A 20,842-nucleotide genomic window follows, 5' to 3' on the forward strand; every position below is an offset into this window, starting at 1 on the left:
CAATTTTCTATTTTTACTTCTACAGGACGGATCATCATGGACAGCATGGAATGGTTCGGGATCATGCTGGTCTCTTACTTAATCTCCATATGGATCGTAGTCATACTATTGATCATGGACATCATAGGGGTGGTGTTGTTCTTCGCCTTACTCGCAATACTAACCTTGATCCTCTTCATCCCGTTCATAAAGATCGGCGGCACCGAGGCATACATCTCGAATGATACATTGCATATCAAGGCCCCTATGGTCAACCTCAGCATACCGCTCTGCACAATAACGCAGATGGAGTTCAGACAGGAATTCAAACCAGGTCTGAGGATGTTCGGTTACGGAGGTTTGAAAAGGGGTTATGGCGACTTCACGAATGATGAGTTCTCATCATACATCTATGCAGGCGACTCGAGGATCCCTAGATTCATCGTGATCAGGTACGGCAAAGGTAAGGTCACCATATTCAACTACAAAGATACGGAATCCACAGAGACACTATATCACCAGATATCTGCAGGAACCGATGCGGGCCCGATCATAAGTTCCGATACGACTGGTTCAAAAAAGAGACGTTCCAAAAATGTGAAATTATTTGTCGGATTCATAGTAATCGGCGCCATATTCATAGCGGCCATCGCTATCATAATGCTCTCAGTCGGACATGTGGATGTCAGCATGGATGATGATTCCATCACCATCGATGCGACGATGATGAAAAAGGATATCAGATATGATAAGATAGATCACATCGAACTCCGTGATGATTTTAATGCAGGCAAAAGGGTTGGAGGCTACAGTACACCCAAATTCAGTACGGGCAACTTCAAGAATGCCGAATTTGGTAAGTACAAACTCGCCATACACAAAGGCGTCATGCCTGTGGTAGTGATATATTGTCTGAATGGAGATGTCGTCGTGTTCAACACCAATGATCCTGACTGTACCAGAGCTATGGCCGAGGAACTGAACGGACATCTGAAGGCAGATGTCAAACTTCACGATGATCCTAAGCTATTCCTTCCCTCCTCCGCGTGTGATGAATACCTCGCATCCTCAAGGATTCAGCTGACCTATACATAACGACAAAAAGTAATTTTCATCCCGCTGAAGTGGGTCATCCCTAAATACATTTAATAACCAGAATAGTGTTATCAGCCACGGTGGGATGTCTAGTCAGTGCTATGTCGGGATAGATTTGGGTACGGCAAATTCGTGCGTATCCTATACAGAGGGTGATGGCTCTGTTAAATTGTTACATGTGAACGATCACATGACTATGCCGTCGATAGTTACATTCACTGACAAAGGCATATTCGTAGGCCATGATGCCATGGAACTCAAAGATGTTAGTGGTACATGGAATACGGCATCACATTTCAAAAGGGTGCTCGGAGAGGATGTTGTAAGGATATTCAATGATAAACCTTACAGTCCAACGGATCTGTCCGCCATATTGCTGAAGAAGCTCAGGATGGAATTCAGGAAACAGACCGGGTTCGATGTGAAGGACGTCGTGATCACCATTCCAGGGGATTATGGTGACATCGAGAAACATTCCACGTACAACGCTGCAAGAATTGCAGGTTTCGAAGATATAACCTTACTTTCGGAATCGTCCGCTGCTGCTATCTCATACGGTATGAGCAAAGGCACCGATAACGACCGCCTCATGATAATATACGATCTCGGCGGAGGGACATTGGATGTCTCCGTCGTCGAGATGTCAAACGGAAGGTTCCGCGTACTTGCCGATGAGAGTAACAAGGATCTCGGAGGCAGGGATTGGGATCTCCAACTCGCAACACTCATCCAAAGGAAGGTCTTGGATACCAGAGGGATGGAGGGATCCGATGTGATGAGCGACAGCGAATTCAGAAGATTGTTGCTCTTGGAGGCAGAGAGGATCAAACTCGAATTGGAAAGGAGACCTAGAGCGACGGGAGAGATAATGCTCCGTGGAGAGGTCACCACATACTCGATAACAAGAGAAGAATTCGAAACATCCACCAAGTGGTTGATGGATAAGAGTATAGATATGATCGGATACGCCTTGAGGAATTCCAAGCATACTATGAGCGATGTCAACGAGATCGTCCTTGTAGGTGCTTCCTCACTCATGCTTCAGGTCCCAAGGAACTTAAGGGAAGCGTTCCCTTCGAAGGACATCATCGTATACAAACCTGAATTCGCGATATCCGATGGCGCAGCCCTCTATGCAGAATCGAAATACGGCCACAAGAGGATAGAAGTGATACCTGTCATGACCAAGACCTATGGTATATTGGCGGGCATCGATGGAGTGGAGAAGGTCTGTAACGTCGTCTTCAAGAATACCAACATCCCTTCGGATTATACTCTCACATGCAGACCTAAGAGAGATGATCAGGATTGTATGGACATAAAGATCTACGAATCGATCTCCCGTTCTGGGGAATATTTCATAGATGTGACCGACGGTAAACTCGTCAAAGAGTTATCAATACCGCTGACAGGCAAGATATTGCGCGGTCGTACGAAGATACCTATACGCATAACCGTGGATAAGGACGGCAGCGTAGGATTCAACATGACGTGCAACAACGATGTCAACTCATTCTCATTCGTTGAGAGCATCAAGATGACTGATGACGAGGTAACATCGTCAGCATCGAAGATAGAAGGGATAATATGATGTCGTTGGTTGCTTCCGATACTTACGTCAAGGCGAAATCCCTGCTCGATGCCGGAGACTATTCGGGTGTCGATCTTATGAAAGAGGCTGCCTTGGCTGGTAATCCGTATGCACAGACATGTTATGGCAAGATACTCGTCGAAGGGGACCATGTCAATAAAGACAACAAGAAAGCTGCCGAACTGTTCAGAAAAGCGGCGGAACATGGAATCGATGAAGCCCAATACTATGTTGGTATGGACTACTACCTCGGATTGACATCCAAGAAGAGTTACAAAGATGCACTCAAATGGTTCAGATTATCCGCTGAGAATGGATTCCCCAAAGGTCAGTACTACCTCGGGATATTCTATTACAACGGGTATTGTGTGTACAAGGACTATGGATTCGCCATAAGATGGTTCACCATGGCTGCCAATCAAGGATACAGCAAGGCGCGTATCGCACTTGCGGATGCATATATGGATCTTCACAATCCGAATCGTGACATAAAGAAGGCCGCATCCCTCTATATCTCGGCGGCAGAATCCGGCGATGTAAGCGCGTACTACAAAGCAGGGATGTGCTACTACAGAGGTAAAGCGATCAAACTCAACTATCATCAGGCGATCGAATACTTCAGATTAGGATACAAAGAAGGTGATGTGGATTGCGAGTTCATGCTCGGATACATGTATGAGCATGGACAGGGCGTCACACAGGATACGAACATAGCGTCGATGATGATCTCGCACGCTGCTATTGCCGGAAGCGATGATGCGAGAGCGTATCTCGACGATAAGGTTCCCGTCAAGGTGAAACATACTCCGATGCCTGTAGAAGAGACCGTTCTGAATACACCAGATGTCGTCGGGAAGATCAGAGGGGCGGATGATGGTAAGACCATATTCAGCCAATTATGGAAACGTATCAAAACTAATGTATATTAATGTACATTAATGTATTTATTTTAGCATCATTAATATATGAGTATGGCATCAGCATGCTTGATAACATGATGTCAGCCGAGCAGTTGGATGCGATAAAACTCAAATTGTCCACGATAAAAGAGAAATCCCCCTTCTACAGAGAGAAGTACAAGGACATCGACCCTACGAAGATACAGACGAAGGAGGATTTCGAGAAATTACCGTTGACAGACAAATGTGAGCTCCGTGACGCATACCCTCTCGGCCTTCAATCAGTACCCGATGAGGAGGTCGTAAGGATCCATTCATCATCAGGTACGACCGGTAAACCTGTCATCATACCCTACACGAACAAGGATGTCGAGGACTGGGCCATCATGTTCGAAAGATGCTATAAGATGGCAGGTGTCACCAATCTTGACCGCATACATATCACCCCTGGTTACGGATTGTGGACCGCAGGAATAGGATTCCAGGCAGGCGCAGAACGTCTTGGTGCAATGTGCATACCTATGGGTCCCGGCAACACAGAGAAACAGCTGACGATGATGCAGGACCTCGGCAGTACCGTACTCACAGCGACATCATCATACGCTCTCCTCCTTGCGGAAGAGATCGAGAAAAGAGGGATCAAGGATAAGATCAAGCTGAAGAAGGCCCTGATCGGTTCTGAACGCTGGGGAGACAAGATGCGTAACCGTATCGCGAACGAACTCGGTGTCGAACTCTATGATATCTACGGCCTCACTGAGATCTATGGCCCAGGTATCGGCATCAGCTGTAAGTGCGCCACAGGCATACACTGTTGGTCCGATTATGTCTACATGGAGATCATAGACCCTAAGACAGGGAAGAACCTCCCCGACGGAGAATATGGAGAGTTGGTCATCACAACATTCAGAAAAGAAGGTGCACCACTCATCAGATACAGGACACATGACCTAACACGCATCATACCCGGAGATTGCCCATGCGGTTCCAAATTCCCCCGTATCGACATCCTGATCGGACGTACAGACGATATGGTGAAGGTCAAAGGAGTGAACATATTCCCTGGACAGATCGAGGATCTGTTGAAGGATATCCCTGACGTATCAAGCGAATATCAGGTGATGATCGATCACATGGAAGGCAAGGATTCATTGACACTGTTCTTCGAGACCAAACTTACCGGCAAGGAGCGCACAGCACTCGAGAAGACCGTCCGTGACGAATTCAAGAGCAGGATCGGGATAACGATAATCCCCAAGGCAGTCGCCATACAGGAACTGCCAAGGAGCGAGAAGAAGAGTCACAGGATCTTCGACAATAGGTACTGATCATCTCTTGGTGCCGCCGACCATCACGAGGTAGGCCAACAGCGCTTCCAATTGGATGCGTTCGTTGCTACCTTCGATGATACGGAATTCTATTTCCCCTGTCTTATCCATCAACATGACCTTCTCACGGTCATCGATGGATAACTCGAAGAATGAAGAGTGGATCTGTCTTATTATATCCTGGCCAGAGAGTCCAAATTCTATCATTATCTCGTCGAGCTTGTCCCTTGCAGCGATGAAATTGCCCTTAAGAGCGGTCTCGATCATCTTCTTCACTTCCTCAGGATTGGCGAGGCCCGTGGTCTGATAGATCGTATCGACATCTATCGTCTTGTCCATTGATGCTGCGACCTGCAATGAGTTCACCGCACGCCTCATATCGCCTCTTGCGACATGAACGAGTGCGTCAAGTGCCTCATCATCTATCTTCACATTCTCATTGGTCACGATCCTCATCAGGAATCCTTTCACATCATCCTTCGACAAAGGTTTGAATCTGAATACAGCACATCTGGATTGGATCGGATCGATGATCTTCGACGAATAATTGCATGAAAGGATAAAACGACAGATCTTGGAATACTTCTCCATGGTCCTTCTGAGCGCAGCCTGTGCATCGGACGTCAATGCATCCGCCTCATCCATGAAGATTATCTTGAATTCCGCATTCCCCAACGGTGCGGTCCTTGCGAATTCTTTGATCTTACCTCTGACGACATCGATACCTCTCTCATCGGAAGCGTTCAATTCGATGAAGTTCCCTTTCCATTCATCGCCGAACATCTCCCTTGCCATGGCAAGTGAGCATGTGGTCTTACCAGTGCCCGCAGGCCCTGTCATCAGGAGATGTGGCATGTTCTTGGTCTCGACATAGGCTTTGAGTCTCTCTGTTACATGCCTCTGTCCGATGACCTCGTCAAGATTCTTTGGTCTGTATTTCTCTGTCCATATCTCCTTCATATCGATCGTGACGGGCATAACAATCAATCAAAATAAACATTGTTCCCACGCCCCATGTAAGAACTGTAGGACAAGCCCTTATCAATATCGAATCCATTAGTCCGTACATATGAAGTTGATCGATGTCTATAGACTTGCGATACAGACCGGTATCGAACACGATCTGCGCCCTAAGGAAATGATCGACAGGATCCTGGAGAAAGAGAAGGCAAGATATGATTCGCTCAATGAGGAAGAGAGATCCTATTTTGACATGGAGAGACTTTGGAATCCTTACGGTGACACCAGGTTGTCATATGGGGACGGGGATCTTGACGTCAAGAGGCTCATGTGGGGCATCGACATAGAGACAGGAGAGGTGCTCCTCGCCGACAGATTGAGGGAGAAAGGAGAGAGGATCGATGGGATTGTGGGTCATCATCCGTTAGGTTCATCCAAGATCCCGTTCCCTGAGGTCATAGACATACAGAATGAACTCTATCATGGATATGGGGTTCCGTACAACATGATCGAAGGTATGATGGGATCCCGCATGGCTGAGGTGAAGAGAGGGGTGCATCCGTCCAACTACAACCAAGCCGTGGATGCCGCTAAGTTACTTGACATCCCGATAATGAACATACATGCACCTGCGGATAACTGCGTAGAGGATTTTCTCTCCAAAGGTATCGAGAAGGAATCTCCCACATACGTCAGCGACATTGTCGATTATCTGATGTCAATAGAAGAGTTCAAGATAGGTGCGAGATACAATTGCAGACCGCTCATCGCAGTCGGCTCTCCCAGTGACCATTGCGGAAAGGTCGTGATTAAAATGAATGGTGGTACATCAAGTCCGAAGGACATCTACTCCAAATTGGAGATGTCAGGCATAGGTACCGTCGTAGGGATGCATTTCCCAGAGAATCACATAGAGGAAGCAAGGAAACACAACATCAGACTCGTGGTCTCAGGTCACATGCCGTCGGATTCGTTGGGTGTCAATCTCATATGCGATGTTTGGGAGAAGGCAGGCGTAGATGTCATACCGTGTTCCGGCCTGATACGTGTAAGCAGGAATTGATCCCGATGTTCGAACGTGAATCTGTCATAATAAGAGAACCGAAGAAACTATCCTTCGATTACATCCCTGATAAGCTTCCAGGCCGTGAGGAGCAATTGAATCTCCTTGAGATGATATTCCGCCCAGTGATAGAGAGCGGAACATCGGAATATGCATTCTTCACAGGCAGCGTAGGTACAGGGAAGACGGTCACGTCGAAATTCTTCATCAATGAACTGATGAGATATTCCGCAAGGCACAACATCCCCATGGACTACATATTCGTGAACTGTAGGCAGAAGGGTACGGAATCAGGTGTGTTGTATCAATGCCTTCACCACTATGATGAAGGGTATCCAGATAGAGGATTCTCACCTGAGGAGATGCTGAGAGCACTGAGATCCCATATAGAGAGATCAGGGAAACGTGTAGTCATCGTCATGGATGAGGCCAATATACTCCTGAAGAAGGGGCCCGTGAATCTGATATACCAACTGTCCAGGATGAGCGAGGAATCCCTCAACAAACAGATGTCCGTCTCATTGATCCTCATATCCCAGGAATATGTGATCGATAGATTGGATGAGGCATCACGTTCAACGTTCAAGAAAGTGAATACGATAAGATTCGACAGATATTCACTTAATCAATTGAAGGAGATAGTGAGATACCGTGCCGAAGAAGCGTTGGTCGCAGGTTCATACGATGATGGCATCGTGAACATGATCGCAGAGATGGCCTCTGCGGATGGTGATGCGAGATTCGCATTGGACCTCCTTGATAAAGCGGCACGTACTGCTGAGATGAGACCGGACGGGAAGATAATCCCCGAGGATGTGCGTCAGGTCGGAAGTCTTGTGTTCTCTGTCGTCAATACGGCCAAGTTGGAGGAACTTGGGCGCAACGAACTGTTCGCTCTTCTTGCCGTATCCAGAGCGATCAAGGACAAAGGATACATCAGGATCAATGATGCCGAGAAGACATACCACATCGTATGTGAGGAATACGGAGAGGAACCGAGAAAACATACACAATTCTACCAATATGTCAGGGATCTGATGAAACAGAATCTCCTATCGGAGGCTAAGGATGCGGAATCATCGAAATCCATGTGCGTTTCCTTACCTGACATCCCGTCCAAGGAACTCTCTAAGAGGATTGAGAAGATACTCGGTGATCCCCAATGAAATGCGACCTCTGCGGATATGATGCCGTCACTTTCATAAGATACAATGGTGCACATCTCTGTGCGCACCATTTCATGTCATACATCGAGAAGAAGGTGAAACGCGAGATACGTAAGCAGATCAACCTCCATCCCGGTGACAAGATCGCAGTAGCAGTCTCTGGCGGAAAAGACTCGATGGTGACGTTGAAACTGATCCACGATATATTCAAGGACAGGCATGACCTGGAGATCCATTGCATAACGATCGACGAGGGTATCGAAGGATACAGGCCGTCGAGCATAGGGATAGTGAAGGAATTCTGCGATCAGAATGACATCACATTCCATCTGATATCGTTCTCGGATATGTTCGACCTTACGATGGATGATGTCGCACCGCTCAGTGGCGAGAATAGTCCGTGCACATATTGCGGGGTGTTCAGAAGGAAATGTATGAACACCGTAGCGAATGAGATAGGTGCTACATATCTTGCGACAGGACATAATCTCGACGACATGAGTCAATCCATAATGATGAACTTCGTGAGGGGGGACATCGAGAGATTGGCAAGATTGGGGCCCCATAAGAGGATACAACCCGGACTGATACCAAGATTCATACCGCTCAGGATGGTCTCTGAGAAGGAATCGTTATTGTATGCCATCGTATCGGGCCTGAAATTCCATGATCAGACCTGCCCATATTGGAAAGAGGCCCTCAGGAATCAATACCGCGGAATCGTGGACGAACTCGAGTCCAGATCCCCAGGTTCTAAATTCAGCATACTCTCATCGTATGATCAATTGTATCCTATGCTGACTGATAACTTCAAAGCGGCTGAACTGCATGAATGCGAATGCGGCGAACCTACGTTGGGGAAAAAATGCAAAGCGTGCGAACTCTCCGAGTACATGAAGCGTAAGATCAGAGGTCAATGAACGGTACGATATCGCAACATGTGCATCTGAAGCACATGGTATCGAACGTCTTGGGTGAAAGACCGTAGTTCCCGAATATGGATTTCTGCTTCTTGGCAAGATCCACGAGCCTCTCTGGAGTGTTCGGTGCGACATATCCCATCTTCTCGATGAATTGTTCTTTCACGAATCCATTGAGTTTCAATGGCCTTAATCCCGCAGTTATGCCCAATTCAGCGAGCCTCTTCACTAGGGATGTCACATCATCATCGGATTCTCCAAGACCGACGATTATGTTCGATGCGACCTTACCCTTACCAAAGATCTTCACGGCATAAGACAACATATCGATGATATTATCCTGATCGAGTTCGGGACATACCTTCATGAAGATATCCTTCCTGGCGGCCTCGCAATTGATCTTGATCTCCGTTGCGCCTGCATCCTTCAGAGCATCGATCTGTTCATGATCGTCGACATATGGTTCAACCCCTATCGGAAGTTCAGGGAATTCATTGTGAAGGTATCTCACGCATTCGACCATACGATCGATCGTGGATTGTACGCTCTCGTACACCCCGCTCGTTATGGCGATGGCCTTCACATGACCATTCGCTCTGATCATATCTACCATCCTCTCCGCAGTCAGGGATTTCGCCTTATTATGATCCAATAAGGGGGATGCGCAATAGATACAATGATACATGCATCTCTCATCGAGATTGAAGAATGCCTGATCAGGGCAATGGTAACAGACAGGCTCCACCTTCACGTCAAGGAAATCCTTTCCATCGACTGTGACCTTGTCGAAATCATCGGACATCTTGAACAGGGATTCCTCTGTGGAGATGCCTTTTTTCACACGCATCCCATTGAACGAGATGACGATGGAAGAACTTCCAGCACCCGGCCCAGCAGTCGAATTGGAGATGCGGACTGGAGGTGATGCACCCTCTGGAACCTGCACCAAATCTGCTAGGATGAATCTTGCTTTCTTAAGCGTCAGATCTTCTTCCATTTCATACCGTCCGAAGAATCCTCCAATTGGATTCCAGCGTCTGTGAGTCTGTCCCTTATCATATCCGCAAGATCGTATGCCTTGCGTTTTCTGAGCTCCGTACGCACATCCATGAGAATCTGCATCACAGAATCCATACTGTCATCGGAGGATTCATCCTCAGGAAGGATACCGAATACCTTATCGAATCCCCTCAGCATCTCCATTATATTCTCTGCACCCTTCTTGGAAAGGGATCTGTCAGCAATCATCTTGTTGCTTGCGGTAGCTACGTTGAAGAACACCTTGATCGCATCAGGCGTGTTGAAATCATCATCCATCGCATCGATGAAATCATCCTTGGATGATGCTATGAGCTCATCAGCATCATCGATCCCATCAGAATCGCGGACATATGCCTGCAACTCACGATAGTTATTCCATATCCTCTTGAGTGAGGACGATGCGAGTTCGAATCCTTCCTCCCCATAGATCAATGGACTCATGTAGTGTGTACTGAGGAAATAGAACCTGATGGTCTGTCTGTCGTACCTCTCGGCGACATCACATACTCTGAAGAAGTTGCCTAATGATTTTGACATCTTCTCTTCTTTTGTCATGCCTTTGCCCTTGACCTGAAGCATTCCATTGTGCATCCAATAATTGGCCAACGGCTCTCCGGTGACTGCCTCTGTCTGAAGGATCTCGTTCTCATGGTGAGGGAATATGAGGTCATTGCCTCCGCCGTGTATGTCTATCCTCTTTCCGAGGTGATGTCTTATCATTGCGGAGCACTCGATATGCCATCCCGGCCTTCCTTTACCCCATGGAGAATCCCACGATATCTCTCCGGGTTTCGCAGCCTTCCATATGGCGAAATCCAATGGGTTCCTCTTCTGTTCATCATTGGCGATACGCCCTGTGGACATCATGTCCTTCAACGTCTTGTTGGTAAGACAACCGAAACTCTTCGCCTTCTCCACCGAGAAGTATACACTGCCATCTGATGTAACGTATCCGTATCCGTTATCGATGATCTCCTTGCACATCTCGATGATATCGCCCATGCTTTCGCTGGCCTTAGGATAGATGTCTGCCCTTCCGATACCGAGCTTCTCTATCTCTTGGAAGTATCTGTCGATGTACATCTTGGAGAGTTCAAGAGGTTCCATACCCTTCTCTGCAGCCCTTGTTATGATCTTGTCATCCACATCCGTGAAGTTTGTCACATGTGTGACGTCATACCCTCTGTACCTGAGGTATTTCGCGACCATGTCGAAAACGATCATACTCCTGGCATGACCCATGTGTATGTCATCATACACGGTCACACCGCAAACGTACATCTTGACCTTTCCTTTCTCGATCGGTACGAATTCCTCTTTCTTGTTCGTGAGTGTATTATGGATGACCAAGGACATGATTCCAGGTAACGTTCGGTTTATTATAATTATATCGAGTGAACGATGAGTGAAAAAAGATGTTAAAGAGGAGGGGCCACCCTCCTCTGTTTATTCTCAGCCTTTCCTCTTTACGGCTATGAAGGCGATGACAGCTATCGCGATGATCACAGCAGCTATGATACCTGCCGTGACACCGACGGACATGCCGTTGTCACCACCGTCGTTGTCACTCATGACCTCCATCACCTGCTCTTTGACTATGTAGTCAGAGAAGTGTGTGAGTTCCATGGTGACCTCTGCTTTGCCGTTTCCAAGGTCGACAGCTGTGCAGTCGACATTCTCTACGGAACCGTCCTTGTCCTTGTAGTAGAACACCTTCAAATCGGCAACGTTCTGTCCTTCTTTGAGGTCGTATATGACCGTCACTTTAGCAACGCCACCGATTTCATGTACTGGAACTGTGCCTCCCTTGACATCTATACTGAACAATGCACCGTTACCGACAGCATAGGTCAACTCCTCGTCAAGTGCACTGTTATCTGCCTGTTTGATGGTAACTGTGAATCCACTCTCGGTGAATTTAGCAAGCACCTCTGCGGACTTATCATCGAATGCGATCTTCGACGTTCCGGACTTGATCTCCAACTGATCGACGGCTTTATCCTTAAGTTTTGTAATGGCTTCGCTGAGATCCTCCCCGTTGATCTGGATGGAATCGGAACCACTGCTGATCATGTATTTCTTATCAGCTTCAGCCTTTTGACCAATCTCAGCCCAAAGTTCGGTTATGACGACATCCCTTGCAGGCATCTCCTTTGGTTTGTCTCCAGCGTAATACATATTGTATCCGTCGGTCCATGCATAGAATTTGAAACCATCCTTATCCTCTGGAGCTTCTGGGAGTTCTATTGGATCTTTGTATTTCACTTCTTTCTTCTCACCATTGACCGTGAGATAGTACGGTCTGAGCTCTCCATTTGCGATGAGCTTTCCAGTAGGTACGGCGTCCACGAACCTGCCATAGCCATCCTCCTCACTTACAGTGTATGCGAGTCCATCCTCTGGTTCGACCAATTTGAAACCTTCGAGAGGTTCGATCAGGAATTCCTGTGATCCTGATTTAATGTTGACAACAAGCAGACCCAGACTCTTCTTATCGACCTCTACATAACATCCTCCGTATTTGTATTCACAGTCGGGATAGATCTTGAATGTACCGTTGATATTCATGTTCTCAGATGAGATAAGAAGGTCAGAACCAGACATTATTCTGAAATTCTCTGCATTGAGTTTTGCATCTTTTTGGATTTCGACATCCAATTCACCAATGATTAGATTCTTCAGATCGAATGAACCCTTCACGAATGTGTATTTGTCGTCGTCCATCTCGAATGCGAAATCATTGGCAACGAATGTGCATTCAGCCGCTGTTACAGGCGCCACATTCATATCCAATTTCTTTCCCTCGATACTTGTTTTGTCGTTTTCCAATTCGGCGGTGATCTTGAGATCGCTTCCACTGACAGCGATTGTTCCTGCTGTCGATGTGCTTCCATAGACTTTCAATGAACCTACATCGATGACAGCCTTAGGCGATTTGTTTGCGACATCTGCCGTCAATATAACGTTGGATGCCTCGACCGTTATAGTCTTGAGGTCAGTGACCTTTATTCTGTCAGCTTTTGCGTATGAAGATACGATAAGATCGGAGATCTCATCATCTTTGAAATCCTCAACACTTCCTTTCAGTTGAAGTTCCATCTCTACGCCTTTAGCCTCGATCATCGGTAACATCAATTCTGTTACCTTGAGATTGAGTTTGGCCGTTATGGTGCCATTCTCCAACTTTCCTTCCATATTGCATTCTGTTGCAATCTTGAACTCTGAATCGTTATCCTTTGCAGCGATATTGAGTTTGGCTTCTGCTTTCAATGATGCTTTCTCTGCCTCTTTATCGAATGTTGCATTTCTAGAAAGTTCTGCATTTATCGATGCAGATGCATTGTTAGGTGCAACGACGCCAACTCCGACCTTGCAGTTGAACCCGATGCCATCTGCGTTGTTTATTTTTGCGGATATGCCTATGTTGAAGTTCTCGATCTTAACTGGATCCTTAACATCCATCACTTCGAGTGATGCGAATTTCGTCGATGCTTCGACCGTCCCATTGACTGATTCCATACTGCCATCGATCTTCAGATCGAGTTTAAGTTCGGCATCACGGCCGCTCACACCTGTGATCTTCATATCGCCGATGCTGATCGTTCCCTCGAGATCAGAGAAGATTTCAGCTTTGACACCCATATTCATCGAAGGTGATGATGAGGTGAATTTACCATCGAATTCCATCATAATGGATGATTCATACGTTCCGTTGAGAACGATGTTCATATCCGAAGGTACTTCGAATCCTTTTGCTGTGTTCGTGAATTTGATGAGTGAACCCTCTTTCATCTCGATGATGGTTCCGCTACCCTGAAGTTTGAACATCATCCCAACTAAAAGTGATCCGCCCTTCTCGATGACGTACTTACCTTCACCTGTGAACTTGAGGTTTGCACATTTTCCAGCTTTCTCGCTGATATTCGCTGTTTCTCCAGCCTTGATGACCTTCACTTCGTTGATCTCTTCAACTGCTGCGAATTCTTTCTTGAAGCTGATCATCGATTTCCAATCGAAAGCTCCCTCAAGTCCACTGTCCTTGACGAAACTCTCAATCATCTCGACGAACTCTTCGAGGGACTCCTCATCGATACCGAGCATCTTGAAGATCTCTTCGATGATGGATTTCATGCTGTCATCCATCGAATCTAAACTTCCGAATACGCCGTCGATCGACGTCTCCTTATATTCTGTGTAACCTGGTGATGCGATCAGAGAATCTCCTGACGCATCATCATTCACAGATGCTATAGGCAATGCCACCACACACAGCATCATCAATGCTGCGACGATAGCGAAGAATGTCTTGCGATTTTTTGCATCCATGTAATTCCTCCTTGACTAATGTCAGTGAAATACCATGAATGCTATAGCTTAAATGTTTTATCGACATCCGCCAGAACCCTTCAGTCCAGACAGTTCTTCCTTGAGTTCTTGGATTTCTTTTTTGAGGGATTCTATCTCGTCCTTCACGGGATCTGGAAGGTCGCTGTGATCGAGCTCGTTCCTCATGCTGACCCCTTTGTGCTTGACGATCTCTCCGGGCACTCCAACGACGGTCGAATCGTCAGGTATGTCCTTCAATACGACGGACCCTGCACCGATACGCACGTTGTTACCTATCGTTATATTACCCAATACGATAGCGCCCGTACCTATGACCACGTTGTTGCCGATGGTCGGGTGCCTCTTACCTTTACTTGTGGATACACCGCCAAGCGTCACACCCTGATAGATCATCACATGATCGCCTATTATTGTGGTCTCGCCTATCACGATGCCTGTCGCGTGATCTATGAAGAAACTATTGCCGATGGTCGCACCAGGATGGATGTCCGCACCGCATTTGCTATGACATTCATAATTGATCCTCAGGGCCTCTTCCTTCTTTCCCTGCAGCCACAACTCATGGGATTCCCTGTACATCGAAACTACATGCAAACCCATGTGAAATTCGATCGCTTCCTCCTTATCCGTTACAGATGGATCGCATTCCATCACTGCTGCAAGATCGTCATCGCGTATCTTCATGTAAATCAACTCAGTCAAATATGCCCGTACTTAAATATCTGTCACCCACGTCCGGCAGGATCGCTACGATCTTCTTCCCTTCTTCCTTCGAAGCGATCTCCAATGCCGCGAACACGGCTGCACCAGAGGATATCCCTGCCAGGATACCTTCCTCTCTAGCCAATCTTCTCATCATCTCTATGGAATCGTCACCTTTCACCGTAACGACCCTGTCGATGTATTCCTCAAGATAGTTTCCAGGGATGAAGTTCGCACCTATCCCCTGTATCTTATGCGGGCCCGATCTCCCCTCTGTGATGAGCGGACTCTCCGCAGGCTCCACCCCTACGACCTTCGCGTTCGATGAGTAGAGCTTGAATCCTTCCCCGATTCCGGTGGCCGTACCTCCGGTACCTATGCCTGCGACCACGTAATCCACATCCGGCAGATCATTCAATATCTCCTTCGCTGTACCTACAACGTGAGCTCTTGGATTCGCAGGATTATCGAATTGACCTGCGATGATGCCTCCTCTCTCCTCAGCTATCCTCTCTGCTTCAGAGACTGCTCCAGCCATACCGTCCTTACCAGGAGTGAGTATGACCTCCGCACCATACGCTTTCATCAGCGAGATCCTCTCCTTGCTCATGGTGTCGGGCATTATTATCACTGCCTTGTATCCGCGTACAGCGCATACCATGCACAATCCGATGCCTGTGTTGCCTGATGTAGGCTCGATGACCGTGCCCCCTTCCTCCAACACGCCTCTGGCGACCGCATCCTCTATCATGGATAATGCGGCCCTGTCCTTGATGGAACCGGCAGGATTCTTGCCTTCGACCTTCACATAGACCTCAGAACCCATGCCTTCGGTCAGCCTATTCAATCTTATCAACGGCGTATTCCCGATGGAACTGAGGACGTCATCGAACAACATGCTATGACCTATTGAAGAACGTATATTAATAGAATAAAGGAAGGGTGTTTGTTTGAAATGGTTTGAGTTATGTGCTTACGACATCAAACTTGCGGACCTGAGTTCTGCAGCGATCTTCTGTACTGCACGTACGACGTCCTCGGGGACCTTCGCGCCTGTACAGACCATCTTGCCCGATCCGAACAGAAGGACGACCACTTTGGGTGAATCCAGCCTGTATACAAGTCCAGGGAACTGCTCCGGCTCGTATTCGACCTTCTCCAATCCAAGTGTGATGGCGACCGTGTTAAGGTTGATCTCCTGCTCAAGGTCGGAAGAGGCTACGATGTTCTGTACCTCGATCTTCGGATCGATCGCGATCTCGATCTTAGCTTTCTTAAGATCTTCCTTTACCTTTCCGATAGCTACCTTGACGTCATCCAGACTCTTAGCGCCTGTACATACGACCTTTCCGCTTCTGAAGAGAAGTGTTGCAGTCTTGGGTTCCTTGAGCCTGTATACAAGTCCAGGGAACTGCTGAGGATTGTATTCTGCTCCATCAAGTGCATCCTCGATTGCGTTCAGATCAAGTTCCTGTCCGAGCGATGTAGATGCTACAACATTCTCGATGTTCATTTTAGCCATCAATTCACCTTGGCTCCTCTATATATAAAGTATTTAAAAGACTTTCCATCACTGCTCAAAGATTCGCTTCTCACAACTTCAGAAACGAGTAGGATTTGTACAATGAGTAATCTTTAAACCCTAGGAACTCGTGACAACATATGCAAATCTGATACAGTTACCTTTCTGGTATCATACTTTGCACCTCTAATTGTAAACGGCTTAACAGCCAGTTCATCTGGCTGAAACCTTTTACCTTTTCCGAGATTACCACAGCAAAAACTCTATGCAATTAGCGGTAGTTTTTTTATTATGCGTTTACTACAGAGATATGGTCGCGGTTTTTGTTGTGGTAAACTCTAATCGGCGACCACACATTTTAATTGGGGACGTTTCTTCAATAACCTCTCACTCACATTGCACTATTATAATCAAAACAGCGGCACAATAGATCTGAAATTACACGATTCATACCAAACACTTGTGATAAATTTGTATCATAATACAATAATCGCTGATAATTTAACTAAAAGTTGTATTATAATACAACAATTCAAATACAGCAAAAGTAATTTTGTAATATGGATCACAAGATGATAGAACGCCCAGTATACATGTCTGAACTGGAAACATTCCGTGATGACAGATGGCATGTCAAAGTACTCACTGGAATCAGAAGATGCGGAAAATCCACTCTGCTCATTCAATTCATGCAAAGACTCAAGACAGAGGGCGCATCTGATTCTGAAATGTTGCTTTTGAATCTAGAGTCTGCAGATTACGACGATATAGTGGATCATTCCGACCTCAATGCCTACCTCAAGGACAAGATTCCCAAGACAGGTCGCTTCTATCTATTCTTAGATGAGATACAGAGAGTGAAAGATTGGGAAAGGACCGTTAATGCCCTGATGGTAGATACCGAAGCAGACATCTACATCACAGGTTCCAATGCACATCTCCTTTCCACAGATCTCTTGACATACCTTACCGGACGTTATATCGAGATCAAGATGATGCCCCTCTCTTTCAAAGAATATGTAGAACTCAGAGGGAACGGAAGGAGAATGGAGGATGTTTTCAAAGAATACTTCGAATTCGGAGGATTTCCAGGCATAAACCCAATCCTGGGAAAACAGGCCATATCCACTATGTTGGATGATTTCTATGCATCCATCGTATTCAGGGACATGGTATCCCGTGGCAAAGTGAGGAAACCCGAAGAACTGGAGAAGATGGTTACCTACCTGATGCTGAACATCGGTAACCCCATAGGATCCGCGAAAATGGTCAAAGAACTGCACATGAATCAGCGCACGATCGAGAAATATCTCACGATAGTGCAGAGTGCATGCATGTTCTACCGCGCGGATAGATATGATCTCAGATCCACCGCCTTGAGCCCGACACCAAAGTACTATGTCGTAGACCCAGGATTGCGTAACAATGCTGTAGGGATGGCCAGTAAAGACAGGGGAAGAGTACTTGAGAACATCGTTTTCTTGGAACTCATGCGTAGAGGATACAAGATTGTCGTAGGCAAATATGATTCCAAGGAAGTTGATTTCGTCACCGAGAAGAATGGCAGAAAGGCATATTGGCAGGTATGTCTCGGATATAGCGATGATGAGACGGAAGCTAAGGAATTGGCCCCTTTGAGGTCTATAAAGGATAACAATCCCAAAACCGTCATCCTCATGGATAACAACAACGACACCATGACAAGAGACGGCATAAGAGAACTCGGCATCATCAACTTCCTGCTAGATGATCTGTGAATTCTCTAAAAGCTACCGATCGTAGACATCGATATGGGCGATCGGAGATAATCATCTTTATAATCCGTCGCAGACATCAGATATTCGGCGTTAAGCCAATGATATAGGTGTGTGAAATGTCCGAACGTTCGATTTCGGAAAATGATGTGCTACTCAGAGCACACTCTCTTGTGAAGAGATTCGGTGACTTCACTGCAGTCGATAATGTAGACATAGAAGTGAAGAAAGGCGAGATATACGGATTCCTCGGCCCGAATGGTGCTGGGAAGACAACTACGATCAGAATGCTTTCCACTCTGTTGAAACCAACATCGGGAGAGCTGTCCATCGATGGATACTCCATCCCTAAAGATATCAAGAAAGCTAGAGACCTGATAGGTATCGCTCAACAGCACAATGGATTGGATCGCGATATCACCTCATTGGAGAATATCCAACATCATGCGATACTTCACAAGATGCCTAGATCCGAATACGAACCGAAGATGAGGGAACTCATCGATATGTTCGGTCTCGAACCATATCTCAACAAACTCACATCGGACCTTTCCGGAGGATGGAAGAAGAAGGTCGCCATCGTCGGATCGATCATCCATTCGCCGAAGATACTGTTCCTCGACGAGCCCACCACCGGACTCGATATCAAATCGAGGATACTCCTATGGGATATCATCAAGAAGCTCAACGAGATGGGTACTACTATATTCCTCACAACTCACTACATAGAGGAGGCGGAAGCGCTCTGCGACCGTATTTCCATCATAGATGGAGGAAAGATAGTGAAGACCGGCGTTCCATCGGAACTGTGCATGGAGCTCGGGAAATGGACCGTCGAGGAGAGTGATGAGGATGGAAGGAGACTCACATACTTCTCCGAGATGGACAAAGCGAGGAATCACCTCTCGACATTGGATCCATCCGAATCCGCGTTCATGAGGAAGACCAGGTTGGAGGATGTCTATCTGAGATACACGGACAGAGAGGAGGATGAGCAATGAACCCCCTGTCATTCTTTGACGAGGTCTGGAGGGTCGCCTGGGCGGATATGAGATACCTCAGGCACAACTTCATCAGCGTTCTCGTGGGAAGTCTCGTTCTCCCGTTACTGTATTTCTTCGCATTCGGCTATGGTCTCGGCGACGGATTGACAATGGAAGGCGTGGATTACATATCATATATGATACCAGGAGTCGTTGCGCTGAGTACGCTCTCCGCTTCATTCTCCTCCACCGCCTCCAAAGTGATGATCCAAAGGAAGTTCTACTCCAGCTTCGATGAGCTCACGTTGTGTCCGATTGGGACATCGTCCTTCATCGTCGGAAAATGCATGCTCGGAATGATAAGGTGCATCATAAGCTGTGGTATCCTGCTCTGCCTGGGCATGGTCGCATCCAATGATATGACGATCAGCGCCCCATTGATATTGTGCATTTTGCTATCATCGTTCACATTCTCCCTACTCGGATTGTGCATAGGATTGCTTGTATCCGATCAAGCACAGATGACGATGTTCTCCAATCTGATTGTACTGCCGATGACCTTCCTCTGCGGAACACTGTTCTCAGTGGATAAGCTTCCAGAGATCGCAAGGGCGATAATCAACGTCCTTCCTCTCACGCCGGCGACGGATTGCATAAGATGCTCTGCGCTTGGGTGGAATTTCCCATTCACTTCATTGATATTGATATCCGCATATTGTGTGGTGTTCTATCTCTTCGCACACTACATGATAAAGACAGGGAGATACTGATTGGAGATATAATCCAATAAATACTAGCAATAGCTACCACGATTAGAGGTAAAGAAACCTCAAAATGATATAGGTGTGTGAAAAAATGGTAGAGATCTTTGAACCGCACGCGATCGAAAAGAGAAGCATGGAGATAATCACGGAAGAACTGAACGGAAGGACATGGCCGGAGCCACAGTTCTCCATCATCAGGAGATGTATCCACACTTCCGCGGATTTTGATTATGCAGACAATCTGAGATTCTCCCCTGATGCGGAGAAGATCGGTGTGAAACTCCTCCGTAACGGATGCAACATCGTAACGGATACGAAGATGGCCTTCGCAGGCATCAACAAGAACCGCCTTGAGGCATATGGCGGAAAAGCATACTGCTTCATCAGCGACAAGGATGTCATCGAAGAAGCGAAGGAGAGAGGATGCACAAGAGCGACTGTTGCGATGGAGAAGGGCGGAAAACTCGAAGGTCCGACGATCTTCGCCATAGGGAATGCTCCTACGGCACTCATAGAATTGGATAATCTCATCAAACAGAAGAAGATTGAGCCTGCACTCATCATCGGTGTACCTGTCGGATTCGTCAACGTCGTAGAATCCAAAGAGCTCATCATGAGATCAGGAGTGCCCTACATAGTTGCCGAAGGAAGAAAGGGCGGAAGCAACATAGCAGCCACCATCTGCAATGCGATGCTCTACTACAACGGCGAGATCTGAACCCAAAGAG

General features: G+C 46.8%; 18 protein-coding genes. 11 read left to right on the forward strand and 7 right to left on the reverse strand.

Annotation, left to right across the window (positions count from 1 at the left end):
• The first annotated feature begins 36 nt into the window (after positions 1–36).
• The 4 genes from ACI2NF_RS06495 to ACI2NF_RS06510 all read left to right on the forward strand — a co-directional run bounded on the left by ACI2NF_RS06495 (position 37) and on the right by ACI2NF_RS06510 (position 4,892).
• Entirely contained in the window at positions 37–1,074 is a 1,038-nt protein-coding gene (locus tag ACI2NF_RS06495; RefSeq protein ID WP_400211247.1) for a PH domain-containing protein, read from the forward strand.
• 85 nt (positions 1,075–1,159) lie between these two features.
• Positions 1,160–2,665, forward strand: a complete 1,506-nt coding sequence (locus ACI2NF_RS06500) for an Hsp70 family protein (protein ID WP_400151337.1) — start codon at positions 1,160–1,162, stop codon at positions 2,663–2,665.
• Positions 2,662–3,594, forward strand: a complete 933-nt coding sequence (locus ACI2NF_RS06505) for a tetratricopeptide repeat protein (protein ID WP_400211248.1) — start codon at positions 2,662–2,664, stop codon at positions 3,592–3,594. Before ACI2NF_RS06500 ends, ACI2NF_RS06505 begins: the two co-directional genes overlap by 4 nt.
• Before the next feature lie 68 nt (positions 3,595–3,662).
• Complete coding sequence (locus ACI2NF_RS06510; protein WP_400147545.1) at positions 3,663–4,892, forward strand: phenylacetate--CoA ligase family protein; 1,230 nt, start codon at positions 3,663–3,665, stop codon at positions 4,890–4,892.
• On the opposite strand, the gene ACI2NF_RS06515 is transcribed toward ACI2NF_RS06510, so the two are convergent.
• Positions 4,893–5,852, reverse strand: a complete 960-nt coding sequence (locus tag ACI2NF_RS06515) for a replication factor C small subunit (protein WP_400148918.1) — start codon at positions 5,850–5,852, stop codon at positions 4,893–4,895.
• 109 nt (positions 5,853–5,961) lie between these two features.
• Here ACI2NF_RS06515 and ACI2NF_RS06520 point away from each other — a divergent pair, with 109 nt between their 5' ends.
• Genes ACI2NF_RS06520 through ACI2NF_RS06530 form a run of 3 tightly spaced genes read left to right on the forward strand, consistent with a single transcriptional unit; the run spans position 5,962 to position 9,001 of the window.
• Positions 5,962–6,915: a hypothetical protein gene (locus tag ACI2NF_RS06520; protein WP_400150742.1), complete on the forward strand. Its 954-nt coding sequence runs from the start codon at positions 5,962–5,964 to the stop codon at positions 6,913–6,915.
• A 5-nt stretch (positions 6,916–6,920) separates the two neighbouring features.
• Positions 6,921–8,081, forward strand: coding sequence for a Cdc6/Cdc18 family protein (locus ACI2NF_RS06525; RefSeq protein WP_400152932.1), 1,161 nt, complete (start codon positions 6,921–6,923; stop codon positions 8,079–8,081).
• A complete protein-coding gene (locus ACI2NF_RS06530) occupies positions 8,078–9,001 on the forward strand; it encodes a TIGR00269 family protein (protein ID WP_400147527.1) in 924 nt (307 codons plus the stop codon). The genes ACI2NF_RS06525 and ACI2NF_RS06530 overlap by 4 nt, the downstream gene beginning before the upstream one ends.
• On the opposite strand, the gene ACI2NF_RS06535 is transcribed toward ACI2NF_RS06530, so the two are convergent.
• From ACI2NF_RS06535 to ACI2NF_RS06560, 6 genes are all read right to left on the reverse strand, one after another.
• Entirely contained in the window at positions 8,988–9,998 is a 1,011-nt protein-coding gene (locus tag ACI2NF_RS06535) for a radical SAM protein (RefSeq protein ID WP_400147525.1), read from the reverse strand. The genes ACI2NF_RS06530 and ACI2NF_RS06535 overlap by 14 nt on opposite strands.
• Positions 9,983–11,398, reverse strand: a complete 1,416-nt coding sequence (gene cysS, locus ACI2NF_RS06540) for a cysteine--tRNA ligase (RefSeq protein ID WP_400152288.1) — start codon at positions 11,396–11,398, stop codon at positions 9,983–9,985. Before cysS ends, ACI2NF_RS06535 begins: the two co-directional genes overlap by 16 nt.
• A gap of 96 nt (positions 11,399–11,494) precedes the next feature.
• On the reverse strand, positions 11,495–14,368 hold the full coding sequence (locus ACI2NF_RS06545; protein ID WP_400211249.1) for a hypothetical protein: 2,874 nt from the start codon (positions 14,366–14,368) through the stop codon (positions 11,495–11,497).
• Between the two features lie 57 nt (positions 14,369–14,425).
• Positions 14,426–15,073 carry a serine O-acetyltransferase EpsC gene (gene epsC, locus ACI2NF_RS06550; RefSeq protein ID WP_400147516.1) on the reverse strand — a complete coding sequence of 216 codons (648 nt, stop codon included), beginning with the start codon at positions 15,071–15,073 and terminating at the stop codon, positions 14,426–14,428.
• Positions 15,074–15,083: 10 nt separating this feature from the next.
• Positions 15,084–15,989: a cysteine synthase A gene (gene cysK / locus ACI2NF_RS06555; RefSeq protein ID WP_177971280.1), complete on the reverse strand. Its 906-nt coding sequence runs from the start codon at positions 15,987–15,989 to the stop codon at positions 15,084–15,086.
• 75 nt (positions 15,990–16,064) lie between these two features.
• On the reverse strand, positions 16,065–16,613 hold the full coding sequence (locus ACI2NF_RS06560) for a TATA-box-binding protein (RefSeq protein WP_177971282.1): 549 nt from the start codon (positions 16,611–16,613) through the stop codon (positions 16,065–16,067).
• A gap of 593 nt (positions 16,614–17,206) precedes the next feature.
• On the opposite strand from ACI2NF_RS06560, the gene ACI2NF_RS06565 reads away from it, so the two are divergent.
• The 4 genes from ACI2NF_RS06565 to ACI2NF_RS06580 all read left to right on the forward strand — a co-directional run bounded on the left by ACI2NF_RS06565 (position 17,207) and on the right by ACI2NF_RS06580 (position 20,832).
• The gene (locus ACI2NF_RS06565; RefSeq protein ID WP_400211250.1) at positions 17,207–18,370 is read left to right on the forward strand and encodes an ATP-binding protein; all 1,164 of its coding nucleotides are present in this window, start codon (positions 17,207–17,209) and stop codon (positions 18,368–18,370) included.
• A gap of 116 nt (positions 18,371–18,486) precedes the next feature.
• Positions 18,487–19,368, forward strand: coding sequence for an ABC transporter ATP-binding protein (locus ACI2NF_RS06570; protein WP_400211251.1), 882 nt, complete (start codon positions 18,487–18,489; stop codon positions 19,366–19,368).
• Positions 19,365–20,120 carry an ABC transporter permease gene (locus tag ACI2NF_RS06575; RefSeq protein ID WP_177971288.1) on the forward strand — a complete coding sequence of 252 codons (756 nt, stop codon included), beginning with the start codon at positions 19,365–19,367 and terminating at the stop codon, positions 20,118–20,120. The genes ACI2NF_RS06570 and ACI2NF_RS06575 overlap by 4 nt, the downstream gene beginning before the upstream one ends.
• A gap of 85 nt (positions 20,121–20,205) precedes the next feature.
• Positions 20,206–20,832, forward strand: coding sequence for a precorrin-8X methylmutase (locus ACI2NF_RS06580; protein WP_400147508.1), 627 nt, complete (start codon positions 20,206–20,208; stop codon positions 20,830–20,832).
• Positions 20,833–20,842 lie beyond the last annotated feature (10 nt).

The organism is Candidatus Methanarcanum hacksteinii (assembly GCF_964305265.1).
Classification (GTDB): domain Archaea; phylum Thermoplasmatota; class Thermoplasmata; order Methanomassiliicoccales; family Methanomethylophilaceae; genus Methanarcanum; species Methanarcanum hacksteinii.